Below are 18,570 nucleotides of genomic sequence, written 5' to 3'. Positions count from 1 at the left end.
AAGTCAGAGCACCTTGGCGAGGAACTCGCGGGTGCGGGGATGCTCCGGCGCGGCGAGCACGCGGGAGGGCGGGCCCTGTTCGAGGATCCGGCCGTCCTCCATGAACACCACCTGGTCGGCGACCTCGCGGGCAAACCCGATCTCGTGGGTGACGATCACCAGGGTGGTGCCGGAGAGGCTAAGCTCCTTGATCACGTCGAGCACCTCGCCGACGAGCTCGGGGTCGAGGGCGGAGGTCGGCTCGTCGAACAGCAGCACCTTGGGCCGCAGCGCCAGCGCCCGGGCGATGGCGACCCGCTGCTGCTGCCCGCCGGACAGCTGGCGCGGATAGGCGTCGGCCTTGTCGGCGAGACCGACCCGGGCCAGCAGTTCGCGCGCCTCGGCGACCGCCTGCACCCGGGGCAGGCCACGGACGGTGACCGGCGCCTCGACGATGTTCTCGATCACCGTGAGGTGCGGGAACAGGTTGAAGCTCTGGAACACCATGCCGACATCGACGCGGCGGGCGAGGATGTCCTTCTCCTTGAGCTCGTAGAGCGTGTCGCCGTCCTGGCGGTAGCCGATCAGCTCGCCGTCGATGGCGATGAAGCCGGCATCGACCCGCTCGAGATGGTTGATTGCCCGCAGGAGCGTCGACTTGCCGGAGCCGGACTGGCCGATGATCGCCGTCACGCTGCCCGGCCGCAGGGCGAGGCTGACCTCGTCGAGCACCTTGAGGGTGCCGAAGCTCTTCGAAACGTTCGTGATGCGGATCTCGCCGCCCTGGCGGGCGGGCAGGACCGGCGGAGGCGAGACGGCCGGGACGGCGGATTGTGCAGGAGTGCCGGCCCGGTGCAGGCGCTTGAGCGCGGTACCGATCAGCGAGGGCGGCGGGTTCCGCAGCGCGCCGCGGGCGTAGTAGCGCTCGACGTGGCGCTGGACGAAGGACAGGACGCTGAGGATCACCAGGTACCAGACGGTCGCCACCATCAGGAGCGGGATCACCTCGAGGTTCCGCCGGTAGATGACCTGGATCGTGTAGAACAGCTCGGGCAGGGCCAGGATGTAGACCTGCGAGGTGCCCTTGGCGATGCTGATGACCTCGTTGAAGGCGGTCGGCAGGATGGTCCGCATCGCCTGCGGCAGGACGATGCGCGAGACCTGCCGGCGGCGCGGCAGCCCGAGCGCCGCGGCCGCCTCGTGCTGGCCCTGGTCGACCGCCAGGATGCCGCCGCGCACGATCTCGCAGGAGAAGGCGGAGGCGTGCAGCGTCAGCCCGAGCACGGCGGCGAGGAACGGCGTGATCGCTTGCGTCGTCTGCCACGAGGCGAGCGTGATCCCGGTGAACGGCACGCCGATCCAGATCGTGTCGTAGAGGTAGCCGAGATTGTTGAGGATCAGGAGCAGCACGATCAGCGGGATCGAGCGAAAGAGCCAGACGTAGCTCCAAGCCAGCCCCGAGAGCAGCGGCGATCCGGAGACTCGGGCGAGCGCGAGCAGCGTGCCGAACAGGAAGCCGAGGACCGTGCCGAGCGCCGTCAGCAGCAGGGTGCGCCCGAGCCCGACCAGCACCGGCTCGGCGAAGAACCACTCGGCAAATACGTCCCAGCCCCAGCGCGGGTTTGTGAGGACCGAGTACAGGACGCCCGCGATGACGAGCCCGGCGAAGATCGTGCCAATTGTGCGGGCGGGGTATCGGGCCGGGACGACGCGAAAGCCGCTGAAGTCGCGACCGGGGGAGGCGGCGCGGGCCTGCGCGGGCAGGTCCGCCACGTTGGCGGCGAGGGGCATGGGGGATCGGGCTCGGATACAGTGAGGGATCGTTCGATCAGGCGGCTGTGCGCTGCGGGCCGGTATGCGTCAGCGCGGCGCCCGGCAGCGCCTTCTCGAAGGGCAGGATGCCGTAGGTCTCGGGATCGGCGTCGACGTCGAACAGGGGCGTGTAGCCGAGGCCGAGATAGAGCCCCTTGGCCTCCGGCTGGCGAAAGCCCGTCGTGAGGTAGGCCCGCGCGTAGCCCTGCTGCACGGCCTGGGCCTCCAGTTCCGCGACGACCCGGCGCGCCAGGCCCTGGCGGCGAAAGGCTGTGTCGGTCCAGACCCGCTTCAGCTCGGCGGTCCGCGCGTCGAGGCGCTTGAACGCGCCCCCGGCGATCGCGACGCCGTCGCGCAGGAGGAGCAGGAAGTGCCCGTCCGGGGCCGCGAAGACCTCGGGCGGGTAACGGGTCATCTCGGCGCCCGGCGGATCGCCGAAATAGCTGCCGTAGCGGGTAACGTATTCCTGCGTCAGCTGGTCGACGAGGGGCTTCGCCCGTGGGTCGAGGGGCGTGGTCGAGACGAACAGGTCGGGCATGGGCCGCTCCGGTCGCGGGATCAGGCGAGGAAGGTTTCGGCGAGGCGGACCCAGTAGGTCGCAGCGGGCGCGATTAGGGCGTCGTCGAAATCGTAGTCCGGGCTGTGCAGCGGCGGCCCGTCGCCGTTGCCGACGAAGAGGAAGCTGCCGGGACGCGCCGCCACGAGGTGGGCGAAGTCCTCGCTCGCCATCCGCGGGCGGAAGTCCTCCGCCACGCGCTCCGGCCCGAAGGTCGCGAGGGCGACGTCACGGGCGAAAGTCGTCTCCGCCGGGTGGTTGCGCAGGGGCGGCAGGCCGCGGCGGTAGTCGACCTCTGCCTGAGCGCCGTAGCTCTCGGCCTGGGCGCGGGCGATCGCGGTGACCCGTTCCTCCAGCCGGTCGCGCACGGACGGGTCGAAGCTGCGGATGGTGAGCGTGAGGTCGACGCTGTCGGGGATCACGTTCGACGCTTCCCCGCCGTGGATGGCGCCGACGCTGACGACCGCCGCTTCGCGCGGATCGACGTTGCGCGACACCACGCTCTGCAGCGCGAGCACGAGGGAGGACGCCGCCACCACCGGATCGACGGTCTCGTGGGGCGAGGCGCCGTGGCCGCCGCGGCCGACGATCCGGATCGTCGCCTTGTCCACCGCCGCCATCGCCGGCCCGGCGACGAAGCCGAACTGGCCGCGCGGGACGCCGGGCCAGTTGTGCAGGCCGAACACCGCGTCGACCGGGAAGCGCTCGAACAGGCCCTCGCCGAGCAGCGTGCGCGCCCCGGCGCCGATCTCCTCGGCCGGCTGGAAGATCAGCGTCAGCGTGCCGGAGAACTCGGCCTCGGCGAGGCGCCGGGCGGCGGCGAGCAGGATCGTGGTGTGGCCGTCATGGCCGCACGCATGCATCGCGCCGTCCGTGGCGCTGGCATAGGGCAGGCCGGTCCGCTCGCGGATCGGCAGCGCGTCCATGTCGGCCCGCAGTCCGAGCCGGCGCGCGCCGTTTCCCTTCCGCAGGATCCCGACCACCCCGGTGCCACCGAGCCCGGTGGTCACGGAGTAGCCCCATGCGTTCAGCCGCTCGGCCGCGAGCCCGCTCGTGCGGGCCTCCCGGAAGGCGAGTTCCGGATGCCGGTGCAGGTCCCGGCGCAAGGCCGTGAACTCGGAGAGCGTTGCGAGGATGCCGGGATCGATTCCGCGTTCCGCCTCGACCGAGATGCTCGTCATCGCGCGCCCACCCGGTGCGCCGGTACCGTGTCCTCGACGGCGTAGCGGCTCTCGCGGCGGGGGAGGCCCAGATGGTCGCGCAGCGTCCGTCCCGGCAGCGCGCGGTCGTAGACGCCGCGCGCCTCCAGCACCGGGATCACGAGGTCGACGAAGTCGTCGAGGCCCTGGCCGATCACCGGAAAGCCCAGGACGAAGCCGTCCGCGGCCCCCTGCTCGACGCGGGTGATCAGCTCGCCGGCGACCTCCTCGGCCGAGCCGATCAGGTCGGTGCGCGGGGTCGCGGCTTCGAGCGCCGCCTCGCGCAGGGTCAGGCCCTTCTCGGCGGCGTTGCGCTTGATGCGGTCGGTGGTGGAGCGGAAGCTGTTGCGGCCGATCTCGCCGAGATCGGGGAAGGGGGCGTCGAGCGGGTAGGCGGAAAAATCGTGGTGGTCGAAGAAGCGGCCGAGATAGGCGAGCGCGTCGTCGATCGAGATCAGGTCGCGGATCGCCCGGTACTTCTCCTCGGCCTCGGCCCTGGTCCGCCCGACGATCGGACCGGCGCCGGGGAAAACCTTGAGGTCGTCGGCCCGGCGGCCATGGGCGACCGCGCTCGCCTTGAGGCTGCGGTAGAGGCTCTGCGCCTCGGGGAGCGGCACATGATTGGCGAAGACCGCGTCGGCGTGGCGCCCGGCGAGCCCGATTCCGGCCTCCGACGAGCCGGCCTGGAACACCACCGGCTGGCCTTGGCCTGAGCGCTGGATGTTGAGCGGGCCCTCGACCTGGAAGAAGCGCCCCTTGTGGTCGAGGCGGTGCAGCTTGTCGGGATCGAAGAACCGGCCGGTCTCGCGGTCGCGCGGGAACGCGTCGTCGTCCCAGGAATCCCACAGGCCCTTCACGACGTCGAGGTGTTCGCCCGCGATCTCGTAGCGCAAGCCGTGCTCGGGATGCGGCCGGCTGTAGTTCCGCCCCGAGCCTTCGAGCGGCGAGGTCACGGCGTTCCAGCCGGCGCGGCCGCCGCTGATCAGGTCGAGCGAGGCGAATTGCCGGGCGATCGTGAAAGGGTCGCTGTACGAGGTCGAGACCGTGCCGACGAGGCCGAGTTTCTCGGTGTTCGCCGCCAGCGCCGACAGGATGGTCAGCGGCTCGAAGCGGTTGAGGAAGTGCGGGATCGACTTCTCGTTGATGTAGAGCCCGTCGGCCACGAACGCGAAGGCGATGCCGTTCCGTTCCGCCTTGCGAGCGTTGCGGACGAAGAAGTCGAGATTGACGCTGGCGTCGACCGGGTTGCTCGGGTGGCGCCACGCATTCATGTGGCTGCCGCCGCCCTGGAGCATCAGGCCGAAGGTGAGACGGGTCTGGGTCATCGTGGGGCTCTCGAAGGTCAGGCCGCCAGCGCCGGGGCGCCGCCCGCGAGGAGGGTCACGGAGGCGAGGCGTCGGCCCGTCGCGGAAGGCGGCGTGTCGATCACGAATTCCTCGATGCCGAAGCGGGCATGGAGCCGGTCGAGTTCGGCCCGGACCTCCACGGACGTGCCCGACAGCACGTGCGGCCGGCGGGCCTCGGTCCGGTAGGAGGCGGCGCCGGCCTGCCGGGCGAATTCCGCGGCTTGCGCCTCGCTGCCGAGGTTGACGCTCTGGCCGTCGGGCAGCGTGACCCGCACCACCTGAAGCGGGTCGGTGAGCGCCCGGGCCTCCTCGGTGGTCGCGGCCGCGAGCGCGGTGACGGCGAGGAGGGGCGGGGCCGCAGCACCGGCCTGCGCGTAGGCGTTCAGGCTCGCCTCGGTCGCCCGCGGGTCGCCGTTGAGCTGGCCGGCATAGACGAAGCGCCAGCCGAGGGCTGCGGCCGTGCGCGCGCTGTCGGGGCTGGCCCCCAGGAGGAAGCGCTCCGGGGAAGCGGGCGGCGTCGGCAGGGCGCGCAAGGATCCCGTCTCCGGGGGCGCGAGGTAGCGGTCGAGTTCGGCGAGGAGGTCGTCGAAGGCGGCAAGCTCGGCCGGATCGTGCCGGCGCCGCAGGGCGCGGGTGGCGTCGGGCAGGCCGCCCGGGGCCTTGCCGATGCCGAGGTCGATCCGGTTTGGTGCCAGGGCGGCGAGCAGGTTGAAGGTCTCGGCGACCTTGTAAGGGCTGTAATGCGGCAGGAGCACGCCGCCGGAGCCGAGCCGGATGCGCTGGGTGCGGGCGGCGAGATGCGCGATCAGGATCTCGGGCGCGGTGCCGGCGAGCCCCGGATTGGCGTGGTGCTCCGCCACCCAGAAGCGCGCGTAGCCGAGGCGTTCCGCGGCTTGCGCCAGCACGATCGTGCGCTGCAACGCGGCGGCGGCCGGCTCGGTCGGGAGCAGCGGGCTCTTGTCGAGGAGGCTCAGGCGGTAGCTCATCGGGAACTCGGGTCGTCGGGGCGGATCGGCGCCGGACGGGCCCTGCATCGGCCGTCGCGATCGGATGGGGCGGGACCGATCTCGGCCGGAGGTGGGCGGCGCGGCGCGGCGATCGACGTCAGGAGGGCGATCAGGATCATGGATTCTTGTCCGGTCGCCCGAGCCACGATCGTACAGGTGAGATCGGCCAGCGGCGAGATGATCGCGAAAGAAGATCGTGCTCTGTTGCGAACGATCATGCACTACAGCACGGACTTTCCTCCGCATCGGAGGTTCCCGTCAATGAAATCCGCTTCCAAAGATCTTGCAAGCCGAGGAAGGGTGCTTCTCCGGAGACGGAGGCGCCGGCAGGATCTTCTCCCGGACGCCTCGGCCTCGCCGGACTCACGCGATCCGCGCCCGCGCGGTCGCCTCGTGCAGCGGCGGCAGTTCGAGGTTCTGGCGGAAGTCGTCGCCGACATAGTCGGGATCGATCAGGCCGCGCCGCCGCAGCTCGGGCAGGAGGCCGTTGACGAGCCTATCCTCCTGATCGGGATTGCCGAGACCGTGCAGGGTGACGACGTCGAGGATCCCGGCGCGGTAGCGTTCCTCGAGGGCGTCGGCCAATTGCTCGGGCGTGCCGGCGACCGACCAGTGACCGGTCTCCTGGGCCTCGATGATGAGCCGGCGCAGCGGCAATCCCTGCTCGGCGTAGCGGCGGAAGATCTCGACCCGGCCGCGCCGGCGGTTGATGCGCGTCACTTCCGGCAGGAGCGACGCGGGCAGGGGCGCGTCGAGGGGAAGCCCCGACAGGTCGATCTCTCCGCCCAGCATGTCGGCGAGCTTGAGCCGGCCCTGGTCGTAGTCGATCCGGGCGTGCTTCTCGGCGAGGCGCCGGCCGACATCGGCCTCGGACTCGCCGATGAGGCAGTGGAAGGAGTTCATCACGAAGGGCAGCCCGCTCCGGCGCCCGAAGGCGGCGGCGCGCCGGCGCAGCTCGGTCGCGAAGGCGACCGCGCCTTCGAAGCTCGGCTGCGAGGTGTAGACCACCTCGGCATGAGCGGCACCGACGGACACGCCCGCCTCCGACTGCCCGGCCTGGAACTGGACCGGGCGCCCCTGCGGCAGCGGCGGCACGTTGAGCGGACCAGCGACGGCGAAGTGCCGGCCGCGATGGTCGATGCGGTGAAACTTCGCCGGATCGACCGCGATCGCGCCCGACGCCTTGCGGGCGACCGCGTCACGCGCGTTGGCGTCGAACAGGGCGTTGACGACCGCGATGAACTCGGCGGCCCGGTCGTAGCGCGCCTCGGGGCTCGGCAGGGACTCGCCGAAGTTCTCCTCGCCCACCGAGGAGGTCACGGCGTTCCAGGCGGCGCGGCCGCCGCTGACGTGGTCGAGGGTGGCGAGCTGCCGGGCGAGGTTGAAGGGGTGCTGGAAAGTGGTCGAGACCGTCGCCACCAGGCCGATCCGGGAGGTCGCCTGGCTGAGCGCGGCGAGCGCGATCAGCGGCTCCTGCACGCCGGCCGTTCCGGCGAGGCCCGCGGGGTCGATCTGCAGCAGGTCGGCGGTGAACAGGCCGGTGATCCGCTCGGCCTCGGCCTTGCGGGCGAGCGCGACGGCGCGACGCAGGCCGTGGCCGGGATCCGCGTCGTTTCCCGCCGCGACGAGAGTGGGCGCGCCGACGAGGGTCTTGAGCCGGCGGGGACGGGGCAGGGCCATGAGGGGGTCCGGGCGAGGCCCGCCGGCGATGCGGCGGGTGGGCATGCGGATGGACGTGACGGCGGCGAGACGGCGGGGTCAGGCGGCCCGCGCCTGATGCGCCGCGATGCGGGCGAGGAGCCGTTGCTCCTGCTCCGCCTTCAGGGCGTTCACCCGGGCGGTTGCCGCCTCGAACGACGCGGCGGGTGGATGGACCGGCGTGACGGGAGCAATGGCCGAACCCAGGTTCTTCTCGAACGGCAGGGAGCGGTACAGCAGCGGGTCGGCGTCCAGGTCGAAGAGGGGCCTGTAGCCGAGGGAGATGTAGAGCGCCGTCGCCTCGGGCTGGCGAAAGCCCGTCGTCAGGTAGGCTCGGGCGTAGCCGAGCCGGACGGCTTCGTCCTCGAGCGCCTGGACCACGCGCTTCGCGAGCCCCTGGCGGCGCAGGTCGGGCCGGGTCCAGATCCGCTTGAGCTCGACCGTCACGTCGTCGTGGCTCATGAACGCGCCGCCGGCGATGGTCTCACCGTCGCGCACGACGAGCAGGAAGTTCCCGAGCGGCGGGCGATAGGCTTCGGCGGGGTAGCGCAGGATCTCGGCTCGGGCACCGCCCGGCCGATTCACGGCGCCGTAGCGGCCGTCATACTCGGCCACCAGCCCGTCGAGGAGGGCTTGAGCGGCGGGTTCCAGGGGAGACGAGCGGACGATGACGTCGGGCATGGTAGGCTCCCGGATCGAGGAATTCGGCGCAGGATCGCGCGCCCGACATGGTCTTCGGACGACGTCGACCGACGCGTGTCGTCACGCCGAGTCCAAGTTGGTGATGTTCATCACGGACCGGCCAGGTCGTCCCTCACACTTGGCGCGGTCGTTCCTGGATCAAGTCTGCGATATAGACGTTGTTCGCCGAGTATATTCAGCCGCGAGCCTGGGTCGCGTCAATGAAAGCGATCTCTCTTTTTGCGTGGGTTCGAAGGACGAATAGGCCGCCGGCACGGCAGCAGGTGGCAGATTCGCCATCCGTCCGCGACCGGCGGGCGGCGCAGAGCCTGTTTGATTGGCTTCTACAGATATCGAACCCTCAGAGTCATTCCGGGGCCGCGTGGCGGAGCCCGGAATCCAGAACCGCGGGACGTTCAGAATGAGGCGGAACGGGAGGCACCACGTTCGACTCCACCCGCGTGTCTGGATTCCGGGCTCCGCTACGCGGCCCCGGAATGACGTGGATGGTGGCAACACTGTCCAGCAAGTCAAACAGGCGCTCAGACGGAGGAGCGCGCGTCCGCAGCGCCTCATCGGGCAGTCCGGCGAAAGCCGGCGCCGGGATGGCTGTCGGCCAGGAACGCACCGCGTCCGGAAAACAGCTTCTCCCGCAACGTCCCCTCGCGATACGCGGTCTTGAACACGCCGCGGGCCTGCAATTCGGGCACGAGCAGGGTCACCACCGCGTCGAGCGATTCCGGCATCACCGTGCGCACGAGATTGAAGCCGTCGACGTCGGTCTCCGCCACCCAGGACAGGAGCTCGTCGGCGACCTCGCTGGCGGAGCCGACCACGACCGCCGCCCGGGCGCCGGCCGGCGTGAAGTCGAGGAGGTCGCGCACCAGGGTCGGGCGCTCGGCGCGGGTGAGGTTCTCCACCGTCGAGCGGATCGCGTTGGTGCGCCGGAAGGCGAGGGGATCGTCGAGGGACAGGCTAGACAGGTCGATCCCGGTCCAGCCGGACACGAGCGCCAGCTGACCCGCCGCGTCGACATAGCTCCGGTACTCGTCGCGCAGGTCGCGGGCCTCGGCCGAGGTTGCTGCGACGATCACGGTGGCGCCGAGGAAGGTCAGGATATCGTAGGGATCGCGCCCCGCCTCCCGGGCCGCCTCACGCACGCTGCGGACCGCCTTCGCGGCGGCGGGCTTCGTCGGGCCGTTGAGGAAGACGCTCTCGGCATGGCGCCCGGCGAAGCGCACGCCACGCTCCGACGTGCCGGCCTGGTAGAGGACCGGCGTGCGCTGCGGCGAGGGCTCGGCGAGGTGGCGCGCATCGACCTTGTAGTACGGGCCGTCATGCACGACGCGGTGCACCTTGTCGGGCCGCGTGAACACGCCCGCCGCCCTGTCCCGCACGACCGCGCCGTCCTCCCAGGAGCCCTCCCACAGCTTGTAGACGGCCGCCATGAAGTCCTCAGCCGCCTCGTAGCGCTGGTCGTGGTCGCGCGAGACCCGCAACCCCATGCCGCGGGCGCCGCTGTCGAGGTAGCCCGTCACGATGTTCCAGCCGAGGCGGCCCCCGGTGAGGTGGTCGAGGGTGGTGAAGCGGCGGGCGAACTGGAACGGGTGATCGTAGGTCAGGTTCGAGGTGATGCCGAAGCCGAGATGGCGTGTGACGTGGGCCATCGCCGAGACGGCGAGGACCGGGTCGGCGTTGGGCGCCTGGGCGCCGGCGCGGAGCGCGGCGTCGCCGTTGCCCGCATAGACGTCGTAGAGACCGAACACGTCGGCGATGAACAGCCCGTCGAGGAAGCCGCGCTCCGCCGTCTGCGCCAGGTCCGTCCACCAGGACAGGGTGTTGTAATCAGCCTGGGTGTCGCGCGGATGGCGCCACAAGCCGGCCCAGTTGTGCGACGGGGCGGCCATCTGGAAGGCGTTGAGGCGAAGCTCGCGGCGGGACGTCATGGTCTTCCTCTCGCCGTCTCGGGCCTCTCGCCGCGGGTGGTTCCCGCGGCTCCCGGCTCGTGTCACCCGTGGCGGCCCCAATGTCAAATTAGTTGATAAAATTTATGTACTAATCGGGCTCCGACTATCGCACCTGGCCCCAGCGTCGGACCGTCACCCGCTCCAGGCTCGCGAACACCACCGTCTCGACCAAGAGGCCGATGGCGATGACGAGGAGCAGGCCGGCAAAGACCCGGTCGGTGTAGAGCTCGTTGCGGTTCTGGAAGATGTACCAGCCGAGGCCGCCCCGGCCCGACGAGGCGCCGAAGACCAGCTCCGCCGCGATCAGCGTGCGCCAGGCGAAGGCCCAGCCGATCTTGAGCCCCGACAGGATCGCCGGCAAAGCCGCCGGGACCAGGATCTGGCCGACGTAAGCGAGCCCTTCGAGCCCGTAGTTGCGCCCGGTCATGCGCAGCGAATCCGGCACGGCCTGGAAGCCCGCATAGGTGTTGAGCGCGAGCGGCCACAGCACCGCGTGGACCAGCACGAAGATCAGGCTGCCCTGGCCGAGCCCGAACCACAGCAGCGCCAGCGGCAGGAGGGCGATCGCCGGCAGCGGGTTGAACATCGCGGTCAGCGTCGAGAGCAGGTCGCGGCCGAACTGCGTCGAGACCGCCAGCGAGGTCAGCCCGAAGGCGAGGAGGACGCCTAAGCCGTAGCCCTGCGCCAGCACGGTCAGCGAGATCCGCGTCCGCTCCAGGATCTCGCCGGTCGCGAGCCCGTCGACCAGGGCCGACAGGGTGGCGCCGAAGGTTGGCAGCAAGAGGTCGTTGTCCTGCCAGCGCGCCAGCCCTTCCCAGAGGAGAGCGAGCGCGACGAGGATCAGGCCGCGGCGCAGCCAGCCCTGCTGCCACAGGCGCGTCGGCAGCGGCAGGCGGCGCTCGACCGGGGCCTCGACGAAGGGCGGCAGGACCCGATCGTATTCCGGACGGATCGGCGGCGAAAGAACCTGATTCATCACGCGGCCGCTTCGGGAGCGGGCTCGAACAGCCGGTCGTGCAGGCGCTGCACCGCCGCCTGGAAGCTCTGGCTGCCGAGGCTCGACAGGTCGTACTCGTGGCAATTGTACTCGCCGCGCACCCGGCCGGGATGGGGCGAGAGCAGCGCGACCCGGTTGCCGATCACCAGGGCCTCCTCGATCGAGTGGGTGACGAAGAGCAGCGTCATGCGGGCCTCGTCCCAGAGCGCCAGCAGTTCCTCCTGCATCTTGCGCCGGGTGAGCGCGTCGAGGGCCGCGAAGGGCTCGTCCATCAGGAGCACCTTCGGCTGCATGGCCAGCGCCCGGGCGATGGCCACGCGCTGCTTCATGCCGCCGGAGAGCTGGTGCGGGTAGCTGGCGGCGAAGGCCGTGAGCCCGACCTTGTCGATCGTGGCGCGCGCCCGCTCCAGCGCCTCGGCGTGCCTAAGCCCGCGGGCGGTGCGCAAGGGAAAGGCGACGTTCTCGACCACGGTCTTCCAGGGCGGCAGCTGGTCGAATTCCTGAAACACCACGATCCGGTCGGGGCCGGGCTTGCGCACCGGCACGCCGCCGAGCGTGATCTCGCCCTCGACCGGGGCGATGAAGCCGGCCACGGCCTTCAAGAGGGTGGACTTGCCGCAGCCCGACGGTCCGAGCAGCACGAAGCGGTCGGCCTCGTAGACGTCGAGGTCGATCCGGTGGGCCGCCCGCACCACGCGGCCCGGCGTGCGGTACTCGAGCGACACGCCGGCGATGCGCAGGAGCGGGTCGGGCAAGGAGCGCAGGATCTCGGGGCGCAGCATCTCGTCGCGCGGGGCCGCGGGCGGTTGCGGCGCCGCCACGGTCGGCTCCATCACCAGCGTCATGGAATCCGCCCTCAGCTGCCCGCCGCCACGCGTGGGTTGACGAAGAAGTAGTCGTTCAGGGCTTTCGGCTCGTTCTTGATCGCGCCGACGCGGTGCATGAACTGGCCGAGGCCGAGCGTGTTCTGCGGCTCGATCTTGAAGCTCACCTCGGGGCTCTTGATGACCTTCAGCAGCAGGGCGCGGTCGATGCGGCTGCCATTGGCCTTGAGGTAGATGTCGGCGGCCCGCTCCGGATTCGCGGTGATGAAGCGCGCGGCCTCGTCCAGGGCGTCGACGAAGGCCTGGTAGGTCTTCGGGCTGTCCTTGTAGAACTTCTCCGTCGCGTAGAGCACGGTCGAGGAGGCCGGCCCGCCCTGGACGTCGTAGGAGCTGAGGATCACCCGGGCGTTCTGGTTCTCGGCCAGTTCCTGTTCCTGGAACGGCGGATTCCCGAAATGCGCCGTGATCTCGGTGCCGCCCTTGATGATCGCGGCCGCCGCCTCGGGGTGGGGCACCGCCACGCTGTTGCGGTCGAGGCGGGCGAAGTCCTTGTCGCCCCACAGCTTGGCCGAGGCCATCTGCAGGATGCGGGCCTGGACCGAGACGCCGACCGCCGGCAGGGCGATGCGGTCCTTGTCGGTGAGGTCGGCGATCGACTTCACCTCGGGGCGGTTGCTGACGAGATAGTACGGGAAGTTGCCGAGCGAGGCGACGCCGCGGACGTTCTGGCGGCCACGGGTGCGGTCCCAGAGGGTGAAGAGGGGGCCGACACCGGCGCTGCCGATGTCGACACTGCCCGACAGGAGCGCGTCGTTGACCGCCGAGCCGCCGGAGAGCTGCAGGTACTCGACCTTGATGTCGAGGCCGGCCTGCTGACCGTGCTTCTCGATCAGCTTCTGGTCCTCGGCGACGTTGAGGAGCAGGTAAACGACGCCGAATTGCTTGGCGATGCGCAGCTGTCCCTCGGCCGCAGCAGCCCGGCCGGCCGGCAGCGCCGCCAGCAGGGCCAGGCCTCCGAGCAGGGCGGCGGCGTGCCGGCGCAGGAGCCGGGCGCGTTGCTTGATCATCACCATGGTCTCGTCGCTGGCGGGGGCTGGATACGCTCGATCCGGCACGGACTATCTGGCGTTCTCCGGTGACATCGTCAACCGGAAGCTTATTTTACGTTTTTGCCGATGAAGAGATCGGACTTGTTCTCTTTGCACGCGTTGCAAGGATATTATTTTTGTTCCTGCGCCGCTCGCAGCGCGTCACGCCAGAAGCCGGAGGCTGCGGCCGCAATGGAGCGTGACGGTGATGCCGACGAGCATCGCGATCCCGAACACCCAGCCCGATAGGGCGCCCGCCATGATGCCGGAGAGCAGCGTGCCGATGCTGCAGCCGAGCCCGGTCATCGCGCCCCAGCCGAGGAGGAGACCGCCGGACAGGCCGCGCAGCACGTGGCCCCGCCCGGGGCGGGCCGGTTGGAACTGGCCGGCCGCGAGCGCCGCCGCGAAGGACGCCACCACGAGCCCGCCGACGAACAGGCCGTTCGGGGTGAGGAGCCCGTCGCGCAAAGCCGTGGCGCAGCCGCGGAACCCGTCGAGCCCTTCCAGCCGCTCCGGCAGCAGCCCGAGGGCGGAGGCCGCCTGCCGGCTGCGCCCGCCGATCTCCGCCGTGACCCCGAGGGGACCCAGCCGCAGGTAGCTCAGCGTCGCGATCGCCCCGACGGCGAGGCCGCCGAGCCAGGTCGGCCAGCGCGCCACGAACACGGCGTGGAGCGGATCGGTGACGGCGGCCGACGGTGGGGGAGGGGGCGGCCAGCGCCGCAGCAGCCACAGGGCGCCGCCCCCCAGCACCGCGAGCCCCGCGACGAGGCTGCCGCCATAGCCGAGATAGCGCGGCAGCCAGACCACCGGCGCCTCGGCGATCCCCGCGAGGTAGAGCGGGTTCCAGGTCAGGAATCCCAGGACGAAGCCGAGGGCGGAGCCCAGGAGCGCGAACGGCGCCGTGGCCGAGCCCTCGCCAAGCCGGTACAGGTGGGCGCTCAGGCACGAACCCGAGACCGCCATGCCGGCCCCGAAGGCGAGGCCGGCGAGCGCCAGGGCCGGCCCGACCGGCCCGATATGGGCGCCGGGCGGCAGCCGCGTGCCGGACGGGTCCGGCAGCCAGGCGCCGAACACCACGGCGTAGCCGGCTATCCCGGTGGCCAGGGCGGCAAGGATGCCCAGGACCCCGCGCGGGTCGCCCCGGTCGAGGAAGTCCCGCCAGACGCACAGGAAGCAGAAGCGCGAGCGCTGGAGCACGAATCCGAACAGGGCCCCGAAGACCAGCGAGAGGGCGAGGCGGCTGCCGCCGGCCTCGCCCGAGAGGTGCCAGGCGCTCCCCGCCAGCAGCGCGGCGAGGCTCAGGGCTAGGCCGGCGCGGAAAGCCGCGCCGGCGGGGGCAGCCGCGGGGACCGCCGCGCTCGCCGTCATTTGCCGCCCCAGACCGTGCCGGCGAGGTTGACGACCGGCACGCCGACGGCGTTGCCGTACTCGGTCCACGAGCCGTCATAGTTGCGGGCCGGGTAGCCGAGCACCCGGCTCAGCACGAACCAGGAATGGCTCGACCGCTCGCCGATCCGGCAGGAGGTGATGACCGGCTTCGTCCCGTCGATGCCGGCCTCGGCGTAGAGCGCCTTCAGCTCCTCGACGGACCTGAGGGTGCCGTCCGGGTTCACGGCCTTGGCCCAGGGCACGTTGACCGAGCCCGGGATGTGGCCGGCCCGCACCGCCAGTTCCGGCACGCCCGCCGGGGCGATGATCTTGCCGGCGAACTCATCGGGCGAGCGGATGTCGAGGATTTTGTCATCCCGCTCCTTGCGCGCCACCGCCAGCACGTCGGTGAAGCGGGCCCGCAAGGAGGTAGAGGCCGGGGCGACGGCGAAGGTGGACGCCGCGACCTCCGGCGTACGGGTGTCGAGCGGGCGCTTCTCGGCCTCCCACTTCTTGCGCCCGCCGTCGAGCAGCTTGACGGTGTCGACGAGGCCGTACTGCGCGAAGACCCAGGCGCCCCAGGCGGCGAACCAGTTGTTGTTGTCGCCGTAGAGCACCACGGTGGTGTCGCGGTCGACGCCGAGGCGGCGGGCGAGTGCCGCGAACTTTTCCGGCCCGGCGATGTCGCGGCTCACCGTCTCGACGAGGTCGGTGTGCCAGGCGGCGTTGTGGGCGCCCGGGATGTGGCCGCGCTCGTAGACGCCGGGATCGACGCTGACCTCGACGATGCGCAGCTTCGGGGAGTCGAGGTTCTTCTCCAGCCACCCGGTCGAGACCAAGGGGCTCTTCTCGGCGTCGCGAAGCGGCACCGTGGCGGAGGTCGCGCCGGCATTCGCCGACGCCGGCACCGCGGGTAGCAGCAGGGCCGCCAGGGCGGCGCCGGCCAGGATCGGTCGAAACAGGATCTTGCGCATCGTGGTCATCCCCCAGGGATCCTCCGGCCCGCCGGGATCCCGCATCTGGCCTTGCTTGCCGATTTTGATCTTGCCCGAAGCGATTGCTATTCTCGGAGGCATTGAATATCCCGATGGTTCCCTCAATTTTCCCGAGGAATCAACAGGGGTAGTATTTTTAATTTTTGCCTTGAGAGAGATGATCCTTGCTTCGTCATCATCGAAATCGGTGAGGATTATCTTGACGTTTCGCCCGTGCGGCCGCTCGGGTGGGCCCGGCCCGGACATCCGGGGTGTCACGGTGTCGTCGCGGACGGCAAGCAGCGCGCCCGGCGCGCTGCCGATGAAGACGTTGAGGAGCACGCTCGCTCTTCACCTTGCGGTGCGCCACGATGATGCCGCAGGGCGCGATCAGGTCGACCGGCGGCAGGTCGGCCCGGATGCGGCGCTGGAAGGCCACGTCGGCGGCGGTGAACGGCGTGCCGTCGTGCCAGGTCACCCCGCGCCGCAAGCCGAAGCGGTAGCGCAGACCGTCGGGGCTGATCGCCCGCCCGTCGCGAGGTTCGGTGACGGGGTCATGTCGATGGCGTAGCGCGGCAGGCCCCCGTCGATCTTGCTGCCGATGATCTGGCCGGCTCTCGAGGGTGTGTTGATGGCGATGATCGCCTGTGGCTCGGGGAAGAACACCCGGTTCGGCGTGCCGCCGTGGATCGGCGTCTCGGCCGGGGCCGCGAGGGACGGGGAGCCGGACGGGACCACGGACAGGGCGGCGCTCCGGGATGAGTGGGATTTGCAGTTTGTTCTTTCAAGCGAACACGTCCCGGCGATCCACAGCCGGATCGATTGGCACATAATCGCCCCACTGGGTGGAAAATCTCAATTAGGGCAATATCGGCGAATATTTCCTGCGTAGATCGCCTCGGAAAGAAGGGAATTTTTTCCTGAGTTGTTCTATAAAGAGAACATTCTCGTTGACCGGCCGGCCTGGCGCGCAGAGACTGACAACGGTGAGAGCCTGCCCAACCGCGCGGGAGCGATCGATGCCGGACACGCAGCACGCAGGAACCCCTCGTCCGGATCCCGGGCCCGCACCGGCCGCCCGCGGCCGCCATGTCCTGGTGATCGGGGCGAGCGCGAGCGGCTTAGCGTCGCCTCTCACCTGCTGCGCCGCGAGGCGCGGGTGCAGGTCACCCTGATCGAGGCGCAGGGCTCCCGCTGTCGCCGCCTGCGCCGGGCTGAGTTCGCGCCCCTGCTGGCCGAGGAGACCGGCCCGCTGCCTCTGGCCCCCCTGCACCTCGTCGAAGCGCTGCGGCAGCATGCGGGGCGTCTCCACGTCGCCGAGACGACCTGCCTGTCCGTGGCGTCCACGCCGCAGGGCGTGGCGGCGCGGACGGCCGACGGGACCACCTATCTCGGGCGCGCCGCGGTGCTGGCCTTCGCCCTGCAACCGCCGGCCTCAGGCGTTCCGCCGCGGGAGAGGAACGCCGCCATCCGCGCGCTGCGTCTCGACCCGGCCGACCTGCCCCTCGGGACCGGCGCCGCCGCCCTGGTGCGGTCCTTACGGGCGCTGGTGCGGGAGGCGGAAGGCCGCGGGGTCAGCCGCGACGTCGCGGTGGCGGGCCTGCGCTTGAGCGCCCCCGCCCTCTGGCACGATCTGCCCGACGAAGCGCGCGAGCGCCTCCTGCGCCACGGCCGACGGGTGTGGGACCGGATCCTCGGCGGCGGGACGGACGGCCCGGCGACGCGCCGCGACGCGCCACGGCCGGGCGCCCTCCTGCGCGACCTCGTCGGGCGTGGGCTGCTGCTGCCGCGCGCCAGCGGCCTCTCCGTCGCGCCGGGGGCGGCCGACCGGCTCTTCGCCGGTCATCCGGCGGACCTGATGCCCTACGCGGCACCCCGCCTCCTCGACCTCGACGCCGCCTGCGCCTGGCTGGCCGGGCGCGTCGCCCATGCCGGGCGCGTCGGGGAGGGGGCCGTCGCGTCGGCGGAGGCACGAGGCCCTGGGTGCGAGGACGCGGCGCTCAGATGTGGTAGGTGAGGCTGGCCTCGGCCTCCGCCTGCGGCATCGCCCGCATCTGCTCGAGCGTCAGGGTGTCGAGGATGCCCGCGATGCTGTTGCGCACCGCCAGCATGGCGAGGCGCACCGGGCAGGCCGCCTCGTCGGCGCAATCCTCGCACGGGCGGTAGGCGGTGCGGCTGGCGCAGGGAAGCGGCGCGAGCGGGCCGTCGAGGGCGCGCACGACGTGGCCGATGCGGATCTCGTCGGCCGGGCGCGCCAGGGCGTAGCCGCCGCCGGGCCCCTTCTTGCTGTGCACGAAGCCGGCATTGCGCAGGTCGCCCAGGATCGCGTCGAGGAATTTTTTGGGGATGCGGTGCGCCTCGGCGATCTCGGCGACGCCGATGCGGGCGCCCGGGGGCAGGCCTGCGAGGTGGACCATCGCCTTGAGCCCGTACTTGCCCTTGTTGGTCAGCATCGTCGTCCTGCGTGTGGCGGGGGTCTGCGGAGGAAGGCGGGCCGGCAAGCGGTGCCGGAGGGACGGGGAGTTGTCGATTGGCGCAGCAGACTTCCTTTCACCTCGATGCCGGTGCGGCAGGCCGGAAGGTGGCAGTGGCCTCCGACTTTCGATATAATACATAAAAATGATTGTTTAAGTGGACACAGACCGTGAGACCGGTGCGACCGGCGGGTGCGATCCGCCTCCTCCGCGCGAGGCTGACGGCAGGGCGGGTCGCGACGGCACCCCGCATCTGGGCGCGTTCCTGCATCCAGGCGGCCACCACGTCGGCCTGGCGCTCTCCCGCCGCCAAGGCCGATGCCGCGGTATCGACCACGCTCATCACCGGCGTCTGGCGCAGGTCGCGGAGGCGGCGAAGTTCGATCTCATCGTCCTCGCCGACGGCGTCAGCATCCGGCGCGTCGTCGACCCGGCGCGGTCTCGCCCTCGACCGGACATGGCGCAACGCCCGCACCATCGCGACGCATAACCCCCGCATCTACCGCGACCGCACCGTCGGCGACTTCGCGGTCAACGGCGCGGCCCCGCCGCGGCAGTATCGCGTCGGCGAGGCGTGAGCCGCTTGTCCCTGATGTCGCC

General features: G+C 71.0%; 16 protein-coding genes and 2 pseudogenes. 2 read left to right on the top strand and 16 right to left on the bottom strand.

Features of this window, described 5'->3' with window-relative positions; translation table 11 throughout:
* Window positions 1-3: 3 nt before the first annotated feature.
* From DK412_RS31485 to DK412_RS31600, 14 genes and pseudogenes are all read right to left on the bottom strand, one after another.
* Window positions 4-1,770 carry an amino acid ABC transporter permease/ATP-binding protein gene (locus DK412_RS31485; protein WP_109974912.1) on the bottom strand — a complete coding sequence of 589 codons (1,767 nt, stop codon included), beginning with the start codon at window positions 1,768-1,770 and terminating at the stop codon, window positions 4-6.
* A 37-nt stretch (window positions 1,771-1,807) separates the two neighbouring features.
* Window positions 1,808-2,329: a GNAT family N-acetyltransferase gene (locus tag DK412_RS29550; RefSeq protein ID WP_109974911.1), complete on the bottom strand. Its 522-nt coding sequence runs from the start codon at window positions 2,327-2,329 to the stop codon at window positions 1,808-1,810.
* Window positions 2,330-2,349: 20 nt separating this feature from the next.
* Window positions 2,350-3,528 (bottom strand): M20 aminoacylase family protein, encoded by a 1,179-nt coding sequence (locus DK412_RS29545; protein ID WP_109974910.1) that lies wholly within the window; start codon window positions 3,526-3,528, stop codon window positions 2,350-2,352.
* Window positions 3,525-4,871, bottom strand: coding sequence for an LLM class flavin-dependent oxidoreductase (locus DK412_RS29540; RefSeq protein ID WP_109974909.1), 1,347 nt, complete (start codon window positions 4,869-4,871; stop codon window positions 3,525-3,527). The genes DK412_RS29545 and DK412_RS29540 overlap by 4 nt, the downstream gene beginning before the upstream one ends.
* A gap of 17 nt (window positions 4,872-4,888) precedes the next feature.
* Complete coding sequence (locus tag DK412_RS29535) at window positions 4,889-5,878, bottom strand: MsnO8 family LLM class oxidoreductase (protein WP_109974908.1); 990 nt, start codon at window positions 5,876-5,878, stop codon at window positions 4,889-4,891.
* Between the two features lie 384 nt (window positions 5,879-6,262).
* The gene (locus DK412_RS29530; protein WP_109974907.1) at window positions 6,263-7,579 is read right to left on the bottom strand and encodes an NtaA/DmoA family FMN-dependent monooxygenase; all 1,317 of its coding nucleotides are present in this window, start codon (window positions 7,577-7,579) and stop codon (window positions 6,263-6,265) included.
* Window positions 7,580-7,657: 78 nt separating this feature from the next.
* Complete coding sequence (locus DK412_RS29525; protein WP_109974906.1) at window positions 7,658-8,278, bottom strand: GNAT family N-acetyltransferase; 621 nt, start codon at window positions 8,276-8,278, stop codon at window positions 7,658-7,660.
* Between the two features lie 572 nt (window positions 8,279-8,850).
* On the bottom strand, window positions 8,851-10,224 hold the full coding sequence (locus DK412_RS29520; protein ID WP_109974905.1) for an LLM class flavin-dependent oxidoreductase: 1,374 nt from the start codon (window positions 10,222-10,224) through the stop codon (window positions 8,851-8,853).
* A gap of 124 nt (window positions 10,225-10,348) precedes the next feature.
* Window positions 10,349-11,221, bottom strand: coding sequence for an ABC transporter permease (locus DK412_RS29515; RefSeq protein ID WP_109974904.1), 873 nt, complete (start codon window positions 11,219-11,221; stop codon window positions 10,349-10,351).
* Complete coding sequence (locus tag DK412_RS29510) at window positions 11,221-12,024, bottom strand: ABC transporter ATP-binding protein (RefSeq protein ID WP_210207991.1); 804 nt, start codon at window positions 12,022-12,024, stop codon at window positions 11,221-11,223. Before DK412_RS29510 ends, DK412_RS29515 begins: the two co-directional genes overlap by 1 nt.
* Before the next feature lie 74 nt (window positions 12,025-12,098).
* Window positions 12,099-13,133 carry an ABC transporter substrate-binding protein gene (locus DK412_RS29505; protein WP_109975565.1) on the bottom strand — a complete coding sequence of 345 codons (1,035 nt, stop codon included), beginning with the start codon at window positions 13,131-13,133 and terminating at the stop codon, window positions 12,099-12,101.
* Between the two features lie 183 nt (window positions 13,134-13,316).
* A complete protein-coding gene (locus DK412_RS29500; RefSeq protein WP_109974903.1) occupies window positions 13,317-14,522 on the bottom strand; it encodes a YeeE/YedE family protein in 1,206 nt (401 codons plus the stop codon).
* Window positions 14,519-15,505, bottom strand: coding sequence for a sulfurtransferase (locus tag DK412_RS29495; RefSeq protein ID WP_245447349.1), 987 nt, complete (start codon window positions 15,503-15,505; stop codon window positions 14,519-14,521). Before DK412_RS29495 ends, DK412_RS29500 begins: the two co-directional genes overlap by 4 nt.
* A gap of 421 nt (window positions 15,506-15,926) precedes the next feature.
* Window positions 15,927-16,019 (bottom strand): annotated as a pseudogene (locus DK412_RS31600) (ABC transporter substrate-binding protein); the annotation flags it as partial.
* Between the two features lie 636 nt (window positions 16,020-16,655).
* Here DK412_RS31600 and DK412_RS29485 point away from each other — a divergent pair.
* Complete coding sequence (locus DK412_RS29485; RefSeq protein WP_109974902.1) at window positions 16,656-17,513, top strand: hypothetical protein; 858 nt, start codon at window positions 16,656-16,658, stop codon at window positions 17,511-17,513.
* Here DK412_RS29485 and DK412_RS29480 read toward each other — a convergent pair.
* Window positions 17,497-17,949 carry an Rrf2 family transcriptional regulator gene (locus DK412_RS29480; protein ID WP_109974901.1) on the bottom strand — a complete coding sequence of 151 codons (453 nt, stop codon included), beginning with the start codon at window positions 17,947-17,949 and terminating at the stop codon, window positions 17,497-17,499. The two genes, DK412_RS29485 and DK412_RS29480, sit on opposite strands and share 17 nt — an antisense overlap.
* 97 nt (window positions 17,950-18,046) lie before the next feature.
* Window positions 18,047-18,448, bottom strand: a complete 402-nt coding sequence (locus DK412_RS30475) for a hypothetical protein (protein WP_162596057.1) — start codon at window positions 18,446-18,448, stop codon at window positions 18,047-18,049.
* On the opposite strand from DK412_RS30475, the pseudogene DK412_RS31260 reads away from it, so the two are divergent.
* Window positions 18,381-18,548, top strand: a pseudogene (locus DK412_RS31260) (monooxygenase); the annotation flags it as partial. The gene DK412_RS30475 and the pseudogene DK412_RS31260 overlap by 68 nt on opposite strands.
* Between the last annotated feature and the right edge of the window lie 22 nt (window positions 18,549-18,570).

The organism is Methylobacterium sp. 17Sr1-1 (assembly GCF_003173775.1).
Lineage (GTDB): Bacteria > Pseudomonadota > Alphaproteobacteria > Rhizobiales > Beijerinckiaceae > Methylobacterium.
Note: the sequence above shows the minus strand (reverse complement) of the source record. Positions and strands in the feature narration are given on the sequence as shown.